The organism is Luteimonas sp. AC640a (assembly GCF_979256585.1).
The window spans coordinates 51,939-71,051 of the sequence record NZ_CEEDOV010000008.1; the positions used below are offsets into that span (position 1 = coordinate 51,939).

19 protein-coding genes are annotated in these 19,113 nt (G+C 68.8%); 12 read left to right on the plus strand and 7 right to left on the minus strand.

Annotated elements, in window-relative coordinates; translation table 11 throughout:
• Window positions 1-18 precede the first annotated feature (18 nt).
• The 5 genes from radC (at window position 19) to ACZ9YD_RS08615 (ending at window position 3,915) form a co-directional block, all read left to right on the plus strand.
• Window positions 19-693, plus strand: coding sequence for a RadC family protein (gene radC / locus ACZ9YD_RS08595; RefSeq protein ID WP_465074755.1), 675 nt, complete (start codon window positions 19-21; stop codon window positions 691-693).
• A 100-nt stretch (window positions 694-793) separates the two neighbouring features.
• Entirely contained in the window at window positions 794-1,192 is a 399-nt protein-coding gene (locus tag ACZ9YD_RS08600) for a YchJ family protein (RefSeq protein ID WP_465074756.1), read from the plus strand.
• Window positions 1,193-1,280: 88 nt separating this feature from the next.
• Window positions 1,281-2,546: a lytic murein transglycosylase gene (locus tag ACZ9YD_RS08605; protein ID WP_465074757.1), complete on the plus strand. Its 1,266-nt coding sequence runs from the start codon at window positions 1,281-1,283 to the stop codon at window positions 2,544-2,546.
• A 270-nt stretch (window positions 2,547-2,816) separates the two neighbouring features.
• Window positions 2,817-3,623: a hypothetical protein gene (locus tag ACZ9YD_RS08610; RefSeq protein ID WP_465074758.1), complete on the plus strand. Its 807-nt coding sequence runs from the start codon at window positions 2,817-2,819 to the stop codon at window positions 3,621-3,623.
• A gap of 64 nt (window positions 3,624-3,687) precedes the next feature.
• Complete coding sequence (locus ACZ9YD_RS08615; RefSeq protein ID WP_465074759.1) at window positions 3,688-3,915, plus strand: hypothetical protein; 228 nt, start codon at window positions 3,688-3,690, stop codon at window positions 3,913-3,915.
• An 89-nt stretch (window positions 3,916-4,004) separates the two neighbouring features.
• On the opposite strand, the gene ACZ9YD_RS08620 is transcribed toward ACZ9YD_RS08615, so the two are convergent.
• Window positions 4,005-4,445, minus strand: coding sequence for an I78 family peptidase inhibitor (locus ACZ9YD_RS08620; protein ID WP_465074761.1), 441 nt, complete (start codon window positions 4,443-4,445; stop codon window positions 4,005-4,007).
• A gap of 103 nt (window positions 4,446-4,548) precedes the next feature.
• On the opposite strand from ACZ9YD_RS08620, the gene ACZ9YD_RS08625 reads away from it, so the two are divergent.
• The gene (locus tag ACZ9YD_RS08625) at window positions 4,549-6,264 is read left to right on the plus strand and encodes a M28 family metallopeptidase (RefSeq protein WP_465074762.1); all 1,716 of its coding nucleotides are present in this window, start codon (window positions 4,549-4,551) and stop codon (window positions 6,262-6,264) included.
• Between the two features lie 242 nt (window positions 6,265-6,506).
• On the opposite strand, the gene tyrS is transcribed toward ACZ9YD_RS08625, so the two are convergent.
• Complete coding sequence (gene tyrS / locus ACZ9YD_RS08630) at window positions 6,507-7,724, minus strand: tyrosine--tRNA ligase (RefSeq protein WP_465074764.1); 1,218 nt, start codon at window positions 7,722-7,724, stop codon at window positions 6,507-6,509.
• Window positions 7,725-7,898: 174 nt separating this feature from the next.
• Between tyrS and ACZ9YD_RS08635 the strand changes: the two genes are divergently transcribed.
• Complete coding sequence (locus tag ACZ9YD_RS08635; protein WP_465074765.1) at window positions 7,899-9,365, plus strand: peptidoglycan DD-metalloendopeptidase family protein; 1,467 nt, start codon at window positions 7,899-7,901, stop codon at window positions 9,363-9,365.
• 68 nt (window positions 9,366-9,433) lie between these two features.
• Complete coding sequence (locus tag ACZ9YD_RS08640) at window positions 9,434-10,567, plus strand: anhydro-N-acetylmuramic acid kinase (RefSeq protein WP_465074766.1); 1,134 nt, start codon at window positions 9,434-9,436, stop codon at window positions 10,565-10,567.
• Window positions 10,568-10,851: 284 nt separating this feature from the next.
• On the opposite strand, the gene ACZ9YD_RS08645 is transcribed toward ACZ9YD_RS08640, so the two are convergent.
• Genes ACZ9YD_RS08645 through ACZ9YD_RS08655 form a run of 3 tightly spaced genes read right to left on the minus strand, consistent with a single transcriptional unit; the run spans window position 10,852 to window position 13,252 of the window.
• Complete coding sequence (locus tag ACZ9YD_RS08645; protein WP_465074767.1) at window positions 10,852-11,118, minus strand: hypothetical protein; 267 nt, start codon at window positions 11,116-11,118, stop codon at window positions 10,852-10,854.
• On the minus strand, window positions 11,115-12,437 hold the full coding sequence (locus ACZ9YD_RS08650) for an AmpG family muropeptide MFS transporter (protein WP_465074768.1): 1,323 nt from the start codon (window positions 12,435-12,437) through the stop codon (window positions 11,115-11,117). Before ACZ9YD_RS08650 ends, ACZ9YD_RS08645 begins: the two co-directional genes overlap by 4 nt.
• Window positions 12,434-13,252 carry an exodeoxyribonuclease III gene (locus tag ACZ9YD_RS08655; protein ID WP_465074769.1) on the minus strand — a complete coding sequence of 273 codons (819 nt, stop codon included), beginning with the start codon at window positions 13,250-13,252 and terminating at the stop codon, window positions 12,434-12,436. Before ACZ9YD_RS08655 ends, ACZ9YD_RS08650 begins: the two co-directional genes overlap by 4 nt.
• A gap of 83 nt (window positions 13,253-13,335) precedes the next feature.
• Between ACZ9YD_RS08655 and ACZ9YD_RS08660 the strand changes: the two genes are divergently transcribed.
• The 4 genes from ACZ9YD_RS08660 (at window position 13,336) to ACZ9YD_RS08675 (ending at window position 16,062) form a co-directional block, all read left to right on the plus strand.
• Window positions 13,336-13,848 carry a GNAT family N-acetyltransferase gene (locus tag ACZ9YD_RS08660; RefSeq protein WP_465074770.1) on the plus strand — a complete coding sequence of 171 codons (513 nt, stop codon included), beginning with the start codon at window positions 13,336-13,338 and terminating at the stop codon, window positions 13,846-13,848.
• Window positions 13,845-14,504: an orotate phosphoribosyltransferase gene (gene pyrE, locus ACZ9YD_RS08665; RefSeq protein WP_465074771.1), complete on the plus strand. Its 660-nt coding sequence runs from the start codon at window positions 13,845-13,847 to the stop codon at window positions 14,502-14,504. The genes ACZ9YD_RS08660 and pyrE overlap by 4 nt, the downstream gene beginning before the upstream one ends.
• 34 nt (window positions 14,505-14,538) lie before the next feature.
• Window positions 14,539-15,189: a hypothetical protein gene (locus tag ACZ9YD_RS08670; protein WP_465074772.1), complete on the plus strand. Its 651-nt coding sequence runs from the start codon at window positions 14,539-14,541 to the stop codon at window positions 15,187-15,189.
• Between the two features lie 78 nt (window positions 15,190-15,267).
• Entirely contained in the window at window positions 15,268-16,062 is a 795-nt protein-coding gene (locus ACZ9YD_RS08675) for an undecaprenyl-diphosphate phosphatase (protein WP_465074773.1), read from the plus strand.
• 232 nt (window positions 16,063-16,294) lie between these two features.
• Here the strand turns inward: ACZ9YD_RS08675 and ACZ9YD_RS08680 are convergent, their stop codons facing one another.
• Both ACZ9YD_RS08680 and ACZ9YD_RS08685 read right to left on the minus strand, forming a co-directional pair.
• Window positions 16,295-17,083: a TatD family hydrolase gene (locus ACZ9YD_RS08680; protein ID WP_465074775.1), complete on the minus strand. Its 789-nt coding sequence runs from the start codon at window positions 17,081-17,083 to the stop codon at window positions 16,295-16,297.
• A 257-nt stretch (window positions 17,084-17,340) separates the two neighbouring features.
• The gene (locus ACZ9YD_RS08685; protein ID WP_465074776.1) at window positions 17,341-19,110 is read right to left on the minus strand and encodes an endonuclease; all 1,770 of its coding nucleotides are present in this window, start codon (window positions 19,108-19,110) and stop codon (window positions 17,341-17,343) included.
• Between the last annotated feature and the right edge of the window lie 3 nt (window positions 19,111-19,113).

Below are 19,113 nucleotides of genomic sequence, written 5' to 3' on the forward strand. Positions count from 1 at the left end.
GTTCTGTCTGGAGCGCGCATGCATATCCGCGAATGGCCGGCCGGTGAACGGCCGCGCGAGAAACTGCTGGGCCAGGGCGCGGCCGCGTTGTCGGACGCCGAACTGCTGGCGATCTTCCTCGGCTCGGGCCTGCGCGGGCAGGACGCGGTGACGACCGCGCGGCAACTGCTCGCCGCGCACGGCCCGTTGCGCACGTTGATCGAACGCGGCGCGGCCGGACTCGCCGTGCTGCCCGGCCTCGGCCCCGCACGCGCGTGCGCACTGACGGCGGCGCTGGAACTCGGCAATCGCATGCTCGCCGCCGATCTCGCGCGCGGCGAGGCGATGACGGATCCGGCTGCCGCCGGCCGCTACTTCTCACAGCGCCTGCGCGGATTCGCGCACGAGGTGTTCGCAGTGCTGTTCCTCGACACCCGCCACCGCGCGCTCGGATTCGAGGAGCTGTTCCGCGGCACGATCGACGGCGCCGAGGTGCATCCGCGCGAAGTCGTGCGCCGCGCGCTGGCGCACAACGCCGCCGCGGTGATCGTGGGCCACAACCATCCCAGTGGCAGCCGCGAACCCAGCGCAGCAGATCGCGCGGTCACCGCGCAGCTCAAACAGGCCCTGTCGCTGGTCGACGTGCGGCTGCTCGATCATTTCGTCGTCGGCGATGGCACGGCGGTATCGCTGGCGGCGCGGGGCTGGGTCTGAGCTTCGACCGTGCGTATCGAACGGCACACGGGGCGAAGCGTGCGGATATTGCGCATGCACAACGGTTGGCGCGACGCTGGTGCGGCCGCACACTGGCGCGATGCCGACACCCAACATGGATCCGACTTCGCCGTGCCTCTGCGGCCGCCGGCGCACGTACGCAGCCTGTTGCAAACCGCTGCACGAAGGCGCCGCCGCGCCAGATGCCGAAGCGCTGATGCGCTCGCGCTACGTCGCCTATGTGCAGCGCGACGCGGATTACCTGCGCGCGAGCTGGCACGCGTCGACACGTCCGGACGATCTCGGCTTCGACGATCCGCAACCGGTGTGGCTCGGCCTCGACGTCAAGGCGCACGACGTCCTCGATGCCGACCACGCCGAAGTGGCGTTCGTCGCGAAGTACCGCATCGGCGGCGGCAGCGTGGTGCGGATGCGCGAGCGCAGCCGGTTCGTGCGCGAGGACGGGCGCTGGTTCTATGTCGATGGCGACGTCGGCTGAGCGCACCGTGAAACCGGCGCCAGCGCGGGGATGCGCCTGCCCCACCGGCTCGTGCACAGTGGTCGCCCCGCACGCGCAGGTCGCCCGCATGTCCCGTCTTCCGACGCATCGCTTCTCCAGTCCTGCGCGCCTCGCGCTGTCCGGCCTGCTGCTGTGCGCGGGCGGCGCTGTCGCGCAGGTGCCCGCGACGCCGGTGCCAGCCGCTGCGCCGACCTACGACGCCGCCGCGTTCGCGCGCTGCATCACCGGCATCCGCGGCGACGCAGCCAAGGCCGGCGTTCCGCAGGCGGCGTTCGACGCGCTCGCCGATGTGACGCCGGACATGACCGTGCTGCCGCTGCTCGACTCGCAGCCCGAATTCACCACGCCGCTGTGGGATTACCTCGCCGGTCTCGTCGACGACGAACGTGTGGCCGACGGACGCGCGCGTCTGGTCGAACATCGCGCGCTGCTGGATCGCGTGGCCGCGCAGTACGGCGTCGACGCCGAAACCGTGGTCGCGATCTGGGGCGTGGAGAGCGACTATGGCCGCATCTCCGGCAAGCGGCCACTGCGCGTGTCGCTGGCGACGCTGGCCTGCAACGGCCGCCGCCAGCCGTTCTTCCGCAGCGAGTTCGTCGCCCTGCTCAAGCTGATGCACGACGGCGATCTGCAGAACCGCGACACCACCGGTTCCTGGGCCGGCGCGTTCGGGCACACGCAGTTCATGCCGAGCACCTATGCGCGCATCGCAGTCGATTTCGACGGCGACGGCCGCCGCGATCTGGTCGACAGCATTCCCGATGCGCTCGCGTCGACGGCGAACTACCTCAAGCGTTCGCGCGGCGGCTGGAAGACGGGCCAGCCCTGGGGTTACGAGATCAAACTGCCAGCCGGGTTCGACACCGCGCCGGCCGGCCGCACGAGCCGCAGGACCGTCGCCGACTGGACCGCGCGCGGCATCGCCCGCGTCGACGGCGGCGCGCTGCCGGCCGGCAACACGCAGGCGGCAATTCTCGTGCCGACCGGCGCCAAGGGCCCGGCCTTCATCGTCTTCAGCAACTACGACGCGATCTACAGCTACAACGCGGCAGAGAGCTACGCACTGGCGATCGCGACGCTGGCCGACCGCCTGCGCGGCGGCAGCGGACTGCGGACGCCGTGGCCGACCGACGATGCGGGCCTGTCGCGTGCGCAACGCCGCGAACTGCAGACGCTGCTGCTCGCGCGCGGCCATGCGATCGGCGAGGTCGACGGGATGATCGGCACCGCGACACGCCGCGCGATCCAGACCGAACAGCGTCGCATCGGTCTGACGCCCGACGACGGTCGCGCCGGCGTGCGCATCCTCGACGCATTGAAGATGGGGCGCTGAGGCTTTGCAGGATGGGTCGAGCGCAGTGAACCCCGTTTTTGCCACGCTGGCGCCGCAATCGCGACGTCGAGTTCTCGACGGCAGCGGATCAACCGAGATCCGCTTGAGCCAGGCGCACTGCATGTTGCCGCGCTGGCCCGTCCCAGGTTCGGCCGCGAACCGTGATGGCTGTCGCGGTCCAGCCGTGTGACCTCGGGTTCGCACCAGATTGCGTGAGAGATCTACACGCCTAGAGTCTGAAGTGACTCGAACCCGACGACGGAGCATCCCATGAGCGATGGCAGCGACGGCGCAGGCGGCGTCGGCAGTGGCAGCGGCAACAGCGGCGCGGATGCGGCCGCCTCGGCCAACGATGCACTCGGCGCGGCGGCGGATGCGCTCGGCGGCGCGGTCGACGCGGCTGTCGATGCGCTGAGTTCGGCAATCGGCAACGCGCTCGGCACCGCGACCGACGCGCTCGGGCTCGACAACGCGCTCGACGGCCTGGCGAATGCGCTGGGCATCGATGCCAGGGATCTGCAGGGCATCGTCGGCGCCGCAGTCGTCGGCATGCTTACCGGCGGCCTGCCGGGCGCGGTCATGGGCGTGGTCAATGGGCTCGTCGGCGGCAGCGTCACCGAGGCGGCGCGTGGGGCGATCGCCGACAATCTGCCGGCCGGGATGCAGCCGCTGGCGAATCTGGCGCTGGATCAGTTCGCCGGTCGCATTCCGGGCGCGAACGTCTCGGTGCAGGATGCGCTCACCGGTCTCGCCAGTGGCGCACTGACCAACGGCCGTGCGCCGGACATGGGCGACATCGGCGCGATCGCACGTTCGCTGACGGATGTGCAGTCGGCTGCGCGCGGGCTGTTCGACGGCGTCACCAGCGGGAATTTCTCGAGCGCCGCCGATGCGGCATCGACGCTCGACCACGCGCTCGGTGGCCAGCTGGGCCAAGCGCGCGAGATCGCCAGCGGTATCGCCGACACGCTGTCGAACGGTGGCGCCGCTTACGCCAACGGCGGCCACAACGATTTCGGCAACGCCGTCGAGCAGCTCGCGGTCGATGTCACCCGACTGGTCGCCAGCCGTCGCTGACGCCTGTTTGCGACACCTGGGGCGATCTGCGATTGTCGAAAATCCAACACGACGGAGACGACACATGCGTAGTACGCGCATCGCCGGTGCGGTTCTGCTGCTCGCAGGCTGCGGTTCCTACGAGTACCGCGACAACAGCGCGGCGGTCGACGGCAATCCCTTGTGCATGAGCCGGCCGAGCCAGCCGGGCGAACCGGTATCCCGCGATTGCGAGCGTGACGCCAGCGGCCGCTGGAGCAGCGAGCGTGATGGCCAGCCGGTGGACTTCAAGCGCACGCGCGACGATCGCTGAGCACGAGCTTCCCGCGGGCGCACGTGCCCGCAACGCAGAACGCCCGGCGCGAAGCCGGGCGTTCTGGTGTCTGCCATGAGTGGAACGGATCAGCCGCAGCGGAAGCCGGTGATCTTGCCGCTCGCGTCGAGATCGATGTTCAGCCGGTCGGGACGGAAATCCATCGTCGCCATGTCGGTCGGGCCCAGCGCGCGGTGCGACTTGGCGCCGGAATCCTGGACCGCCTTGGCGTAGACCGTCTCGCTGCCCTGGCTGCCGATCAGGCTCTGCACGGCTTCGGTATCGCAGGGCGTCTCGCCCGGTGCGTCGGCGGGCGGTGCCGCGGCTTCGGGTGTATCGCCGATCTCCGCTTGCGCAGTCTCGGTTTCGATCGCGCTGCCAGCGCCGGTATCGGCATCGGCCGCGCTCGCGGCGGGCTGTTCTTCTTCGAAGCCTTCTTCAGGCGCGGGCGTGCAGGCCGCCAAGGCCAGCAACGGGACGAGGGCGGCGGCCAGCAGAGACGGCGGCGCAACGCGGAAGCGACGGATCATCGAGTGCTCCTGGAAGGGGGGAACCGGCGGCCACTGTAGCCAATCGGCGGCGCCCTCGGCCACTTGCGGCATCATGGCCGGCACCTCGTTCACGGATTTTCCGATGTCCCGACCGCGTTCTCTGACCGCCCTGGCCTGCGCGCTGCTGCTCGCCGCCTGCACGCCGTCGACACCCGCCGCGCCCGATGCGGACACTGCCAACACAGCGCCTGTGGCCGCCGGCATTCCCGGCGGCGGCATCCAGTCCGACAATCTCGCCCGGCATCTGTCGGTGCTGGCGTCCGACAAGTTCGAAGGCCGCGCGCCGACCACCGAAGGCGAGCGCCTGACGGTCGACTACATCAGTACGCAGTTCGCGGAAGCGGGCCTCGAGCCCGGTGGTGACGATGGCGGTTGGACCCAGGCGGTCACGCTGGAGCGCAGCGTCATCGACGGTCCAGTGGCCACGCAGTTGCATGTCGGCGGCGCCACCCGCGCGCTGGCCAATGGCGACGACATCGCGGTCGAAACCCTGCGCCCGGGCACGGGCGTCGATCTGTCGGGCACGCCGCTGGTGTTCGCCGGTTACGGCATCACTGCGCCGGAACTCGACTGGGACGATTACGCCGGGCTCGATGTCGCCGGCAAGGTCGTCGTCGTGCTGATCAACGATCCGGATTTCGAGGCCGCCGAGCCCGGCCGCTTCGGCGGACGCGCGCTGACCTGGTACGGCCGCTGGACCTACAAGTACGAAGAAGCCGCGAAGCGTGGCGCGGCCGGCGTGCTGATCGTGCACGAGACCGAGCCGGCCTCGTATCCGTGGGCGACGGTGCGCAACGGGCGCGCCGGGCCGCAGTACGACATCGTTCGCGCCGACGCGGAATCCCATCACCTGCCGATGCGCGGCTGGATGCAGCGCGGCGTCGCCGAGCAGCTGTTCAAGGATGCCGGGCTCGATTTCGACGCCGAGAAGCGTCGCGCGCAGCAGCAGGGCTTCAAGGGCGGCGCGCTGGGCGATGCCACGCTGGACATCGCGTTCAAGGTCAAGCGTGACCGCGTGACCAGCCACAACGTCGTGGGCGTGCTACCCGGTGCGTCGCGACCCGACGAGACCGTGATTTTGTCCGGCCATTGGGACAGCTTCGGCGTCGGCGCGCCCGACGACAGCGGCGACGCGATCATCAACGGCGCGGTCGACAACGCCACCGCGATCGCCTCGATGATCGAACTCGCCCGCGTCTTCGCCGCCGGCCCGCGCCCGGCGCGCACGCTGCAGTTCATCGCGCTGACGGCGGAAGAAAACGGCCTGCTCGGCGCGACCTATTACGCGGCCAATCCGCTGCGTCCGCTGGAGACCACGGCGGCTGTGCTCAACATGGAAATGTGGAGCCCGGACGGCGAGACACACGACATCTCGTCTTGGGGCAAGGGCCGCGTGTCGCTGGAACGTGACCTTGTGACGGCCGCCGCGGTCGATGGCCGCGGCTGGTCGCCGGATCCGAATCTCGAAGCCGGCCTGTTCTATCGCGCCGACCATTTCGCGTTCGCCCAGGCCGGCGTGCCGGCGATCACGATCGGCCCCGGCATGGACCAGCTCGACGGCGGCGTCGCTGGCGGCACCGCCGCACGGGCGGATTATTTCGCCAAGCGCTACCACCAGCCGGGCGACGCGTTTGACGACAGCTGGGACATGGCCGGCCCGACCGCCGACACGCGCACGGTCTATCGCCTGGCCGAAGCGCTGGCGAACGGCGAGAGCTGGCCGGCGTGGGACGCAGACAGCGAGTTCAGCGCGCGCCGGGTGACGAGTGATGCGGCGCGGGCGACGCCGGCGCGTTGAAGAACTTGAGCCCTCCCCCGTATGCGGGGGAGGGTTGGGTGGGGGCAGCCCTCGGACAGCGGAAAGAATGATCCGCGCGCCCGCGTCATCCGTAATGCCGAGTGTTCCTGCACTCGGACCCCTCGCCCCCATCCCACCTGTCCGGACCGGCGAAGCACGCCGGGCATTCGATCGATCCGCGCGGCAGTGCCGCGCACACGAATCGCTCTCATCCCCCGTACACGGGGAAGGAGAAAACAACCTCAGCCCGCGACCAGCCGCACCCGCGCGAAATTGCGCTTGCCGACCTGCAGCACGCCTTCGAAGCCGGGTTTGAATTCGAGCGCAGCATCGTCGACCACCGCGCCGTCGACCTTGACCGCACGCTCTTTCAGCTTGCGGCTGGCTTCCGAATTGCTTGGGGTGATACCGGCCGCCGTCAGCAGCGCGCCGATGCGCAGGCCCTCAAGCGGCACGGTCACGTCCTGCAGCGGCAGCAGCGAGACATCACCTTCGCCGGAGATCGCGACCTGCCAGCCGCGGATCGCGAGCTCGGCCGCGTCGGCGTCGTGGAAGCGCGTTGCGAGTTCGCGCGCCAGGCGCAGCTTCACGTCGCGCGGGTTCAGCGTGCCGGCCTCCACCTCCGCCTTCAGCGCCTTGGCCTCGTCGATGCCGATCTCGAAGCTCAGCAGCTCGATCCAGTCCCACATCAGCGCGTCGCCGATCTTCATGGTCTTGTTGACCATGTCGATCGCCGGCTCGGTCACGCCGATGTAGTTGCCGAGCGATTTGCCCATCTTGTTGACGCCGTCGAGCCCGACCAGCAGCGGCATCGTCAGCACGATCTGCGGCGCCTGGCCGTGGCTTTCCTGCAGGCCGCGGCCCATCAGCAGGTTGAACTTCTGGTCGGTGCCGCCGCACTCGACGTCGGCCTGCAGCGCGACGGAGTCGTAGCCCTGCACCAGCGGGTAGAGGAATTCGTGGATCGCGATCGGCTGCTGGCCGGCGTAGCGCTTGGCGAAGTCGTCGCGCTCGAGCATCCGCGCGACCGTGTGCGAGGACGCGAGGCGGATCATGTCGGCCGCGCCCATCTTTCCGAACCACTCGGAGTTGAAGCGAACTTCGGTCTTCGCCTCGTCCAGCACCTTGAACACCTGCGCCTTATAGGTCTCGGCGTTGGCCAGCACGTCCTCGCGCGACAGCGACTTGCGGGTGGCGCTCTTGCCCGAGGGGTCGCCGATCATCCCGGTGAAGTCGCCGATCAAGAAGATCACCTGGTGGCCGAGGTCCTGGAACTGGCGCAGCTTGTTGAGCAGCACCGTGTGGCCCAGATGCAGGTCCGGCGCCGTCGGGTCGAACCCGGCCTTGATCCGCAGCGGGCGACCGAGCTTCAGGCGCGCTTCCAGATCGTCACGCTTGAGGATCTCGTCCGTGCCGCGGGCGATCAGGTCGAGGGGAGCGGTGGCGGGTTGCAGGGACATCGGGACAGGAATCTCTTGGCTGGCTGAAACGTGAATACGGATACGGCAGGTTAAGGCTTCGTTATCCGGTGAACGGAGCAAAAATTCGAGCTTGGTCAAGCATTTGACGCATGGACCTCACGTCTCTATGTTACCCCGCTGACACGCCGTTCACGCCATCCGGACCCGCTCACGATGACGACTCCTGTCCCGCCGCCCCAGGCAGACGCGCACCACCAGCAGGTGCTTCAAGACAACCTGCAGGCCGCAGCCCGGAACCGGGCACAGGAGCAGGCCGCGCGCATGCGTCTGTATCCAGGTCGCTGGACCCGTCGCGACTGGGGCCACGCCAGCCTGTTCGCCACGCTCGGTGTTCTGGTGGTGGCGCTGGTGCCGGGCGTCTCGCAGGCGATGCGCGGCGACGCCGAACCACAGCATCACCTCGTGACGATGTCGCTGGCGCTGCCGCCGTTGACCGCCACCCAGCGGACCGCGCAGCAGACCCACGACAACTGGCAGCTGGTCACCGTCGAACGCGGCCAGACGCTGGGCTCGATCTTCTCCGATCTCGATCTGCCGGCTTCGACGATGCATCGCATCCTCGAGCTGCCCGATGCCAAGGCCAAGCTGACGCGCATGCGGCCGGGCACCGAGCTGGGTTTCGACCTCACCGTCGACGGCACGCTCAACAAGCTCCGCTACGACCGCAGCGACACCGAACGCGTCGAGCTGAGCCTGGCCGGCGATACCGTTCGCGAAGAAGTCGTCGAGCGCCCGGTCGAGATCCGAAACGTCGTCATCAGCGGTGAAGTGGGCCGCTCGCTGTTCCACTCGGCGCGCAAGCTGGGTCTGTCGGGCGCGAACATCAACACGCTGACCGACGAAGTCTTCAAGTACGACATCGACTTCAACACCGATGTCACCCAGACCGACCGGTTCAGTGTCGTCGTCGAGCAGGTCTGGCGCGAAGGCGAACTGATCCGCAGCGGCCCGGTGCAGGCAGCGGTGTTCACCGCGAAGGGCAAGCCCTTCAGCGCGTTCCGCTACGAGCAGGGTGGCAAGGCCGAGTACTACAACGCCGAAGGCCGTCCGCTGAAGAAGAGCTTCATCCGCATGCCGATCCAGTACGCGCGCCTGAGCTCGCGTTTCGGCAACCGCCGTCATCCCGTGCTGGGCACCTCGCGCATGCACAAGGGCGTCGACTACGCCGCGCCGACCGGTACGCCGATCATGGCCGCGGGTGATGCACGCGTGCAGTTCCGCGGCGTGCAGGGCGGGTACGGCAACACGGTGGTGCTCGACCATGGCCGCGGTCACACCACGCTGTACGCGCACATGTCGCGTTTCGGCAACATCCGCCAGGGCCAGCGCGTCGCGCAGGGCACGGTGATCGGCTACGTGGGCACCACCGGTCTGTCGACCGGCCCGCATCTGCATTACGAATTCCGCGTCAACGGTGCGCATCGCAACCCGCTGCAGCACACGATGCCCGAGCCCGATCCGCTCAGCGGCAGCGCACTGGCGCAGTTCCGCCAGCAGACTGGTCCGGCGCTGGCCCGCATCCGCGAAGTCGAGAACGTGATCTACGCGCAGGTGCCGGCCAAGCCGGATCCCGACCGACAGGTCGCGAACGCCACACGGCCCGGCAACGGCCGCGGCTGATTCGCCTGAAACGCCCGGCTCCGGCCGGGCGTTTCGTTTGCACTCTCCTTATCTCCGACGCTGACGCCATGTCCGATCTGTTCCTCGGCCTGATCTCGGGCACCAGCGCCGACGGTATCGACGCGGCCATCGTCCGCTTCGAGGATCGCGCCGACGGCACCCTCGACGCGCAGCTGCGTTTCGGCGCGACCTATCCCTGGGACGCCACGCTGCGTGCGCGTCTGGTCGCGCTGGGCCAGCAGGCCGCAACGCTGACGCTCGATGATGTCGGCGAGCTCGACGTGCTGATCGCCGACGCCTTTGCCGACGCCGCGCTCGCCGCGATGGCCGATGCCGGACTCACCGGAGCCGACATCAGCGCACTGGGCTCGCACGGCCAGACGCTGCGCCATCGCCCCTACGGCCGCGATGGCGACGGCCGTGCGCCGTTCACCCTGCAGCTCGGCGACGGCGCGCGCATTGCCGAACGCACCGGCGTGGCGACGGTCGCCGATTTCCGCCGCCGCGATGTCGCCGCCGGCGGACATGGCGCGCCGTTGCTGCCCGCCCTGCATGCGGCGCTGCTGTCGCGCCCTGGCGAAGACCGCGCGGTGCTCAATCTCGGCGGCATCGCCAATCTGACCCTGCTGCCCGGCGATGGCGGCCCGGTCCGCGGCTTCGACACCGGCCCGGCCAACGGGCTGATGGATGCGTGGTGCCTGCGCCACACGGGCGAGGCCTTCGACCGCGATGGCGCGCTCGCTGCGCGTGGTCGCGTGGACGCTGCGCTTCTCGCGCGGCTGCGGGCCGAGCCTTGGTTCGCCGCGCCGCCGCCCAAGTCCACCGGGCGCGACCAGTTCCATCTCGACTGGGTCGACGCCGCGTTGCAGGGCTTTGAGGCCATCGCCGATATCCAGGCGACGCTGCTCGCGCTCAGCGTGGCAACGATCGTCGATGCGCTGCAGTCCACCCAGCTTGGCACCGCGCGGGTGATCGGCTGCGGCGGCGGCGTGCACAACGGCGCGCTGATGCGCGCGCTGGCCGAGGCGCTACCGGGCGTCGTCGTCGAATCGAGCGCCGCGCACGGGCTCGATCCGGATCATGTCGAAGCGATGGGCTTCGCGTGGCTGGCGCGGCAGACCGTGCTCGGCCGGCCGGGCAATGTGCCGTCGGTCACCGGCGCAAAGGGGCCGCGCGTGCTCGGGGTCGTGCATCCGGCCTGAGTCGCCGGGCGACGCCGGGCGATGGGTTTCGTTGCGCTCGACCCATCCGGAGGCAAGACTGATCTTTGCTCGTCATTCCCGCGAAGGCGGGAATTGTTCTTCAACAGCCGAATGGCTGGTCATCCGTAGACGTTCAAGCCATTGAAATCAAAGTCCGTGGATGAACATCGGAAATCGCTGTTGAAAAGCGCCTCTCGCCTTCGCGGGAATGACGACTTTGTCAGCGTTGCCCCAACCGGGATTCTGGTGGAAGCGCGCGTGCGCGCCACACACAGGCGGATGCCTCAGCTGACCACCGCAGGCTGCGCGGGACCGCGGCCGATCAGGGCGAAGGTGTCGTCGGGGATCTGTTCCAGCGCGCCGATCGCCGCGGCCAGCACGCCGTCCTCGGCCGGATCGAAGGTCGAACGCTCATCGCCGATGCTCACCCGCAGGCCCTGTTCGAGCAGGAAGCGCAGCGTGCGCGCCTGGCCCCAGCCCTGCGTGTCGGCATAGGCGCCGATGCGCTCGAGCAGCGCGGGGTCGAGATCCCTGAGTACGAGTTCGGTCATTCCGTGATGTCTCCGGTGGCGGCCGCATCGTCGTCGTTGAGCCGCACCCGCGGCTTGAGCCAGAAGAAGAGCACAAGTGCGGGCACCGCGACCACGGCGGTGATCACGAAATACGTCGCGTACCCCTCGGTCGCTTCGACGATGCGCCCGGAGAAGAAGCCCAGCACCTTGCCCGGCAGCATGATCAGCGACGAGAACAGCGCGTACTGGGTGGCGGTGTAGCGCATGTTCACCAGCGCCGACAGGTAGGCCACGGCCACGGTGCCGAGGAAGCCCTGGGCGAGGTTCTCGCCGGAGATCACGATGGTCAGGCGGGTCAGATCACCGTCGGCGCCGATGAGCGCGAGATACAGCAGGTTGCTGCAGCCGCCCATCACGATCGCCACGAACAGCGGCCACTGGATGCCCCAGCGCGCGACTGCGATGCCGCCGAGGAACGCGCCGGCGATGCCGATCCAGATGCCGTAGACCTTGGTCACCGCGGCGATCTCGGTCTTGGTGAAGCCCTGGTCCAGATAGAACGGGCCGATGATGCCGCCAATCAGCGCCTGGTCGGAGATCTTCATCGCGAGGATGAAGAGCAGGATGCCGATCGCGACCTTGCCGCCGAAGCGGCGGAAGAAATCGGCGAAGGGTTCCACCACGCCCTCGCGCAGCCCCTGGGCGAAGTTCTGCGCGCGCACGCGCACGATGTCGGGCTCGGCGGCGAACAGGATAGTGATGATCGGCACCAGCATGCAGGCGGCCATGACCCGGTAGACCGCTGGCCAGGCAACGTGGTCGGCCAGCACCAGCGCCAGCGCGCCGGTGACGATCAACGCGATCCGGTAACCCAGCGAATACGTCGCGACCAGCGCGCCCTGCGCGTTCTTCGGCGCGATCTCGACGCGATAGGCATCCACCGCGATGTCGAGCGTGGCGCCGGCGAAGGCAACCAGCAGCGTGATCGCGACGAACAGCGGCAGCGGGCCGGTACCGATGCTCGCCATCGCCAGCAGGCCGACCATCACCGCGGCCATCGCCAGCAGCAGCCAGCCGCGGCGCTGGCCCAGACGACCGAGCAGCGGCAGCCGCCAGCGGTCGACCAGCGGCGCCCAGAGGAATTTGAACGAATACGCCATGCCGGCGCTGGCGATCATCGTGATGTCGCGCAGCTCCAGCCCGCCCTCGCGCAGCCAGTAGGCCAGCGTGCCGGCCACCAGCAGGAACGGCAGGCCCGACGCGAAGCCGAAGAAGAACATCGTCCACGCTGCTGGCTGGGTGAACGCGCGCCAGATCGACGGCTTGCCGGCGGGTGTTGCCGGGGCAGCGGTGCTCACGCGCGGTAGTCCACGACCAGCGGGGCGTGATCGGAGAAGCGCGGCTCGGGATGCACGGCGACCGAACGCACGCGGTCACGCAGCGACGGGGTGATGAACTGGTAGTCGATCCGCCATCCCACATTGTTGGCGCGCGCGGCGCCGCGGTTGCTCCACCAGGTGTACTCAGGCGCATCGGGACGCAGCACGCGCAGCGCATCGAGCCAGCCGGTCGCGGGCGGCTCGACCAGGCCATCGCCACTGGTGTCGCCGATCATCGCGTTGAGCCACGCGCGCTCGGGCGGCGTACAGCCGGAATTCTTCTGATTGCTGGTCCAGTTCTTGATGTCGTGACGCGCGCGCACGATGTTCCAGTCGCCGCACAGGACGTAGTCGCGGCCGCTGGCCAGCCATTCGTCGAGGATGGGCTTGAGCCAGTCCATGACTTCGAACTTGAAGCCCTGGCGCAGATCGCCCGACGAACCCGACGGAATGTAGAACGACACGACACTCAGGTTGCCGAAGCGCGCTTCGATGTAGCGGCCTTCTTCGTCGAACGGCGCCCAGCCGAGCGCGGTGCGGATCTCGTCGGGTTCGCGCCGCGCGTAGATCGCCACGCCGCTGTAGCCCTTCTTGGTCGACGCGTCGCGGAACCAGGCCTTGTAGCCGGCGGGCAGGAAGTCCGCATGCAGGCCCGACTCGCCGGCCAGCTGGTGTTCCTGCGCCTTGGTTTCCTGCATGCACAGCACGTCGGCGTCCTGGGCGACGAACCAGTCGAAGAAGCCCTTTTTCGCGGCGGAGCGCACGCCATTGGCATTGAAGCTGACGATTTTCATGCAGACCGGATCCACGTGTACCGGCGCCAAGCCTAACGGATTCGTGCTGAGCGGCCGGCCTCCGCGGCGCGTATCCTCCGCCGATGTCGTCGAGCCCGCTGCCGTGTGTCGTCATCGCCTCGACCACACAGGCCGAGGCTGCGCGCTGCCTGCTGCTCACCGCGACGCAGACCGTGTACGCCGGCGACATCGTCTTCAATGTCGACAACGCCATGGCCGCGCCGGACAGCGACGCGATGGCGGTGCTGCTGGGTGATGTCGTCATCGGTTTCTATCGCCTCGACTACCCGACCGCGGCCTTCGCGAAGCAGGCCGTCGACCGGCGTCTGGTCACGCTGCGCGCGTTCGCGCTCGGCGCGGCGTGGCAGGGCCGCGGCTTCGGACTGCCGGTACTCGCTGCGTGCTGCGCGGATCTGGCGCTGCGGCATCCCGAACGGGTGACGCTGGCGTTGAACGTGCATGCGGCCAACGTCATCGCCGTGCACCTGTACAAGCGCGCCGGCTTCGTCGACAGCGGCGAGATCGTGCGCGGCGGCCGCGGCGGCCCTCAACACCTGATGTTGCGCGCACTCGGCGTGGGACAATGGGCGCCATGACCGACCATCGCACCCGTTTCCTGCAGCTCGCCCTCGAGGCCGACGCGCTGCGCTTCGGCGAGTTCACGCTGAAGTCCGGCCGCGTCAGTCCGTATTTCTTCAACGCCGGGCGTTTCGATTCCGGTGTCGCCATCGCCACGCTGGCCGGCTGCTATGCCGATGCGCTGGAGGCTGCTGGGGTCGAGTTCGACCTGCTGTTTGGCCCGGCCTACAAGGGCATTCCACTGGCGACGGCGCTGGCCTGCGAATACGCGCGCCGCGGCCGCGATCTGCCGGTCGCGTTCAACCGCAAGGAAGCCAAGGCGCATGGCGAGGGCGGCCTGCTGATCGGCGCGCCGCTGGCCGGGCGCCGGGTGCTGATCGTCGACGACGTGATCACCGCCGGCACCGCGATCCGCGAAGCGCTGGGCCAGATCGCCGAGGGCGGCGGCACGGTGGCCGGCATCGTCATCGCCCTCGATCGTCAGGAACGCGTCGCCGAAGACAGCCCGGAGTCCGCCGCGCAGCGCGTCGCGCGCGAGCAGGACGTGCCGGTGGTGGCCATCGCCGGGCTGTCCGATCTGCTTGCATTTGTCGGACAGAGCGCGACACTGGCGGCAGAACGCGAACGCCTGCTCGCCTACCGGGCACGACATGGCAGCGACACCACACGCTGATTCAACGCTTGGGGCCGTCAGGGGGACGGACGACATGCACCTTTCGATCCGACTGATGGGCGGCCTGCTGCTGGCCTGCCTCGCCACCGGCGCCTTGGCGCAAAAGCCGACCACCGACCGCAAGGTCTATTGCTGGAACGAAGGCGGCCGCCGCGTGTGCGGCGATGCACTGCCGGCGTCGGCGGTGGACGCCGAACGCACCGAGATCAGCGCCCGCAGCGGCATGGCCACCGCGCACGTGAGCCGCGCACTGACCGCCGAGGAACGCAGCGCCGCCGCTGCGGCCGCGCAGCAGGCCAAGCTCGACGCCGAAGCCGCGGCCCTGCGCCAGCGCCAGGAACTGGCGATGGTCGAGTCCTACGCGACCGAAGCCGACCTGCGCCGCGCTTACGGCGAGCGCATCGTGCTGGTCGACGAAGCGCTCAAGACCTCGCGCATGGGCGTCGACAATCTGCGCAACAGCCTGCTGTCGCTGCTGCGTCAGGCCGGCGAGCGCGAACTGGCCGGCCAGGCCGTCGCCAAACCGCTGACCGACAGCATCCGCAGCCAGCACACCGATCTGCAGCGCCAGCTGGCGATCCTCGACCAGCAGCTGGTCGAACAGTCCGCGCTGGGCGGTGATCTGCAGGCGGCGCTGACCCGCTATCGCGAACTCAAGCAGTCCGCGGCCACCGCGCGCGACTGACCGCGGATCCCGCGCGGGTTCGCGCGGGCGTCGACGACCGGTATCCTCGCGGGCTTGCCCCCGCTTCGCATGAACGCCGTGTCCGATCCGATTTCCGCACTCCTCCTCGGCATCATCGAGGGGCTCACCGAATTCCTGCCCGTTTCCAGCACCGGCCATCTACTGATCGCCCAGCACTGGCTCGGCGCGCGCTCGGACTTCTTCAACATCGTCATCCAGGCCGGCGCGATCCTCGCGACGCTGCTGGTGTTCCGCCAGCGCATCTGGCAACTGACGACGGGTCTGCGCGAGCGCGAGCACCGCGACTACTCGGCGAAGCTGTTCGTCGCCTTCGCAGTCACCGCGCTGGTCGGCCTGCCGGTGCGCATGGCCGGCTGGGAACTGCCGGAGACCGTCACGCCGGTCGCCTGGGCGCTGATCATCGGCGGCATCTGGATGCTGGTGGCCGAGTACTTCGCCGAGAAGCGCGGCGACAACACGCATGTGACGTGGACGGTGGCGGTCGCGGTCGGTCTGGCGCAGGTCGTCGCCGGCGTGTTTCCCGGCACCTCGCGTTCGGCGACGACGATCTTCCTCGCGATGCTGCTGGGCCTGAGCCGGCGTTCGGCCGCGGCCGAATTCGCATTCCTCGTCGGCATCCCGACGATGTTCGCCGCCAGCGCCTACGCGTTCCTGGAGTTGTGGTTCGACCAGGGCCTGGGCGAGGAAGCCTGGGGCGATGTCGCGATCGCATTCGTCGCGGCGATGGTCACCGGTTTCATCGTCGTGAAGTGGCTGCTCGGCTACATCAAGCGCCACCGCTTCACGGGCTTTGCGATCTATCGCATCGCGCTGGGTGCGGGTCTGCTGTTGCTGATGCCGTCCGGCTTCTGAACCTGTCCAGTGGCCTGCTGCGCTTGCCAGTAGGCGCGCGTGCGGTGGTCGAAAGAACTGCCTTTAGGCGGTTCTAGACAGCAGTTTCTGCTGGTCCGAAGGGTGGCCGCCAACGGCGGCCACAAATGGTCACTTACCACACGTACGCTGCGCTTCCTGCGCTTCCTGCGCTCCGCCACACACCATCTGGCTGCGCTCGCGACGGCCCTTGAACAGGTGACGCGCAGAGCGTTTACGGCAACCGGAAGAACGCCGCGGCTGTCGCCGTCGTCGCTTCGGCGGTGACCGCGACCGCCTCGCCACGATCGCGGGCGAGTTCCTCGACGATGTGCGGCAGGAACGCCGGCTCATTGCGGCGGTCCTTGGGCAGCGGCTTGAGCGTGCGCGGCAGCAGATACGGCGCATCGGTCTCGATCATCAGCCGGTTCGCCGGAATATTGGGCACCAGTTCGCGCAGATGCTGGCCGCGGCGTTCGTCGCACAGCCAGCCGGTGATGCCGATGTGCCAGTCGCGATCAAGGCATTCGAACAGCTCGCGCTTGCCGGCGGTGAAGCAGTGCACGACCGCCGGGCCGATCTGCCCTTCGAACTCGCGCATGATCGCGACGAAGTCATCGTGCGCATCGCGCTGGTGCAGGAACAGCGGCTTGCCGGTATCGACCGCGATCTGCAGCTGCCGCTCGAACGCTTTGCGCTGGGCGGGGCGCGGCGAGAAATCGCGGAAGTAATCCAGCCCGCACTCGCCGACCGCAACGACTTCCGGATGCGCCAGCAGCGCGCGCATTTCGGCATCGCATTCCGCGGTGTATTCGACCGCGTGATGCGGATGCACGCCTGCGGTCGCGTACAGGAAATCGGGATACGCCTGCGCGAGTTCGAGCGCTTTGGGCGAATGCTCGCGGCTCGCACCGGTGATCACCATGCGCGTCACGCCCGCCTCGCGCGCGCGTTGCAGCACCGCATCGCGATCGTGATCGAAGCTGTCGTGGGTGAGGTTGGCGCCGATGTCGATCAGCTGCATGGCGGAATGTGGGCAACGTGGGGGCGTGCATTGTAGACGGCGGGCCTATTGCAGCTTTAAAGCCCTCCCCCGTAGACGGGGGAGGGCTGGGTGGGGGCGATCTGTCAGTGCCCGGGCAGCCGGAGCCATGCGTCTTCGTATGCCCCGGGACCAAAGACACTGTGCTCTGATCCTTTCCCCCCACCCAACCCTCCACCCGTAAAGGGCGCAATGCCCCGCGCGCGCGGGAGGGCTTCAAGCGCTACGCGTCCGCACCCTCAGTTCAACAACTGGCAACTCGCCGGCGCCGTGCTCTCGAACAGCGCGCGCGTGGCCCATTGCGGCTGGTCGATGAAGGGATTGCGGTTGCCCTGGAAGCTGTAGACCACTTCGTTGCGTTCACGCTCGCGGGCATCCGGCGGGTCGGACTGGTGCCAGGCCAGCAGCGTCGACAGCAGACCCATGTACGCCGGCGATGCCGACGTCGACACGATGCGGCCGCGATCGTCGGTCAGTTCGAGGTCGGGTTCGCCTTGACCCGTCGTCGGGTGCGCGCCGCCTTCGTAGCGGATCGCCATGTACAGCACCGCGCGTGCGATATCGCCCTTGCGATGGCCCCAGACCTGGAAGCCGCTGGCGTTGGTCCAGTTGGAGTTGCCGGGGAACAGCCCGGTGCCGCCGCCCACGCTTTGGTTCGCTTCGGTCGCGCGCTCGCTGCAGTTGGCCGAAGCCGTGCAGTCGGCCAGCGGTTTGTTGCCGCGCGCCGAGTTGTGGTCGGTGTCACTGAGATAGAGCATGTGCGCATCGGTGTGCGGCGCGTTCGGCAGACCCTTATCGCCGCTGGTCGACGGGAAGCCGAGCGACTTGGGCCAGGTGTGCTCACGGTTGTAGGTCAGCCCACTGCCGGTGCCTGCGCGGCCGCTGCCCTTGGTGTAGCTGCGGTTGCGGTAGACGTCGAGGATCCTGCCGCTGTCGCCCGGATCCTCGTCGGCGATCTCGAGGATCGTCCAGGTGTTCGTCGTGCCGCCGCTGTAGGGATACGACGTGTGGCCGCGGATCGTCGCGTGCAGCGAGCAGCGCAGCTGACCGGGGCTGCTGGTGTTGACGCGTGCGTAGTAGTCGCCGCTGTCGCCACCGCTGCTGGCGACGTCGAACGCAAGCGTGGTGTCGGCGGCCGGCGACAGGCCGGCGGCATCCGTCACACGCGCGGCACGGATCGTCAGTGTGCAGGCCTCCCCGCCATACAGCGCGGTGCCGGTGCCGATCGCGATGGTGCTGCCGGCATTCGGGTGTGACAGCGTCACCGCGCCCGAGGTCGCGCACTGCAGCGCGAACGCGCCGCTGGCGAGCGTGACCGGCTCGCTGAATGACACCGACAGGTCTCCGGCGGCGGGGAAATCGGATGCGCCGCCGACGGGCGTGGTCGCGGTGATCGACGGCGGCGTGGTGTCGCCGCCACCGCCACTGCCGCCGAAGGTCTGGCCGGTGTTGCACGCACCGAAGGTCTGCGTCGACGACGGCACCCAGGCGAAGTCGGCGGCCGTGCTGCCGTTGCCGGTCAGTTGCAGCGAGGTGCCGACCGGCGCGGTCGCACTCTCCGACACCGGCAGATTCTGGCTGGTCAGTCCGGCGGCGGGGCCGTTGCTGGCGACGATCGTGCCTTCGTAGCTGATGAACTGCACGACGTTCCCGGCGCCGTCGACCAGCGCGATGCCGTCGTTCGGCCCGTTCTGCAGACCATCGCGCGGCCAAGTGACGGTGGCGATGCCGACGCTCGCGCCGCAGCTGCGCGTCAGCGCGGCCGGCACCGCGGCGTTGCCGTAGGTCGTCGCCGCATTCGGCGCGTTGCTGCCGTTGTAGAGCCACACGCGATAGCCGGACAGGTTTTCGCCTGCGGTCGCGACGATCTCCACCGCTTCGCCGACATCCGCGCCCGCGTTGTCGTAATGCAGCTCGTTGATGAAGACCTCGGCGAACGCGGCGGGCGCGGTCGCGGACAGGCCGCAGAGCAGCAGGACGTGCGGAAGACGACGAAGGCGAGCGCGCATGGC

What these genes read in the sequence shown, in the direction of transcription:
- radC (WP_465074755.1), top strand. Translation starts at nt 19, where the DNA reads ATGCATATCCGCGAATGGCCGGCCGGTGAACGGCCGCGCGAGAAACTG.
- ACZ9YD_RS08600 (WP_465074756.1), top strand. Translation starts at nt 794, where the DNA reads ATGCCGACACCCAACATGGATCCGACTTCGCCGTGCCTCTGCGGCCGC.
- ACZ9YD_RS08605 (WP_465074757.1), top strand. Translation starts at nt 1,281, where the DNA reads ATGTCCCGTCTTCCGACGCATCGCTTCTCCAGTCCTGCGCGCCTCGCG.
- ACZ9YD_RS08610 (WP_465074758.1), top strand. Translation starts at nt 2,817, where the DNA reads ATGAGCGATGGCAGCGACGGCGCAGGCGGCGTCGGCAGTGGCAGCGGC.
- ACZ9YD_RS08615 (WP_465074759.1), top strand. Translation starts at nt 3,688, where the DNA reads ATGCGTAGTACGCGCATCGCCGGTGCGGTTCTGCTGCTCGCAGGCTGC.
- ACZ9YD_RS08620 (WP_465074761.1), bottom strand. Translation starts at nt 4,445, where the DNA reads ATGATCCGTCGCTTCCGCGTTGCGCCGCCGTCTCTGCTGGCCGCCGCC.
- ACZ9YD_RS08625 (WP_465074762.1), top strand. Translation starts at nt 4,549, where the DNA reads ATGTCCCGACCGCGTTCTCTGACCGCCCTGGCCTGCGCGCTGCTGCTC.
- tyrS (WP_465074764.1), bottom strand. Translation starts at nt 7,724, where the DNA reads ATGTCCCTGCAACCCGCCACCGCTCCCCTCGACCTGATCGCCCGCGGC.
- ACZ9YD_RS08635 (WP_465074765.1), top strand. Translation starts at nt 7,899, where the DNA reads ATGACGACTCCTGTCCCGCCGCCCCAGGCAGACGCGCACCACCAGCAG.
- ACZ9YD_RS08640 (WP_465074766.1), top strand. Translation starts at nt 9,434, where the DNA reads ATGTCCGATCTGTTCCTCGGCCTGATCTCGGGCACCAGCGCCGACGGT.
- ACZ9YD_RS08645 (WP_465074767.1), bottom strand. Translation starts at nt 11,118, where the DNA reads ATGACCGAACTCGTACTCAGGGATCTCGACCCCGCGCTGCTCGAGCGC.
- ACZ9YD_RS08655 (WP_465074769.1), bottom strand. Translation starts at nt 13,252, where the DNA reads ATGAAAATCGTCAGCTTCAATGCCAATGGCGTGCGCTCCGCCGCGAAA.
- ACZ9YD_RS08660 (WP_465074770.1), top strand. Translation starts at nt 13,336, where the DNA reads ATGTCGTCGAGCCCGCTGCCGTGTGTCGTCATCGCCTCGACCACACAG.
- pyrE (WP_465074771.1), top strand. Translation starts at nt 13,845, where the DNA reads ATGACCGACCATCGCACCCGTTTCCTGCAGCTCGCCCTCGAGGCCGAC.
- ACZ9YD_RS08670 (WP_465074772.1), top strand. Translation starts at nt 14,539, where the DNA reads ATGCACCTTTCGATCCGACTGATGGGCGGCCTGCTGCTGGCCTGCCTC.
- ACZ9YD_RS08680 (WP_465074775.1), bottom strand. Translation starts at nt 17,083, where the DNA reads ATGCAGCTGATCGACATCGGCGCCAACCTCACCCACGACAGCTTCGAT.
- ACZ9YD_RS08685 (WP_465074776.1), bottom strand. Translation starts at nt 19,110, where the DNA reads ATGCGCGCTCGCCTTCGTCGTCTTCCGCACGTCCTGCTGCTCTGCGGC.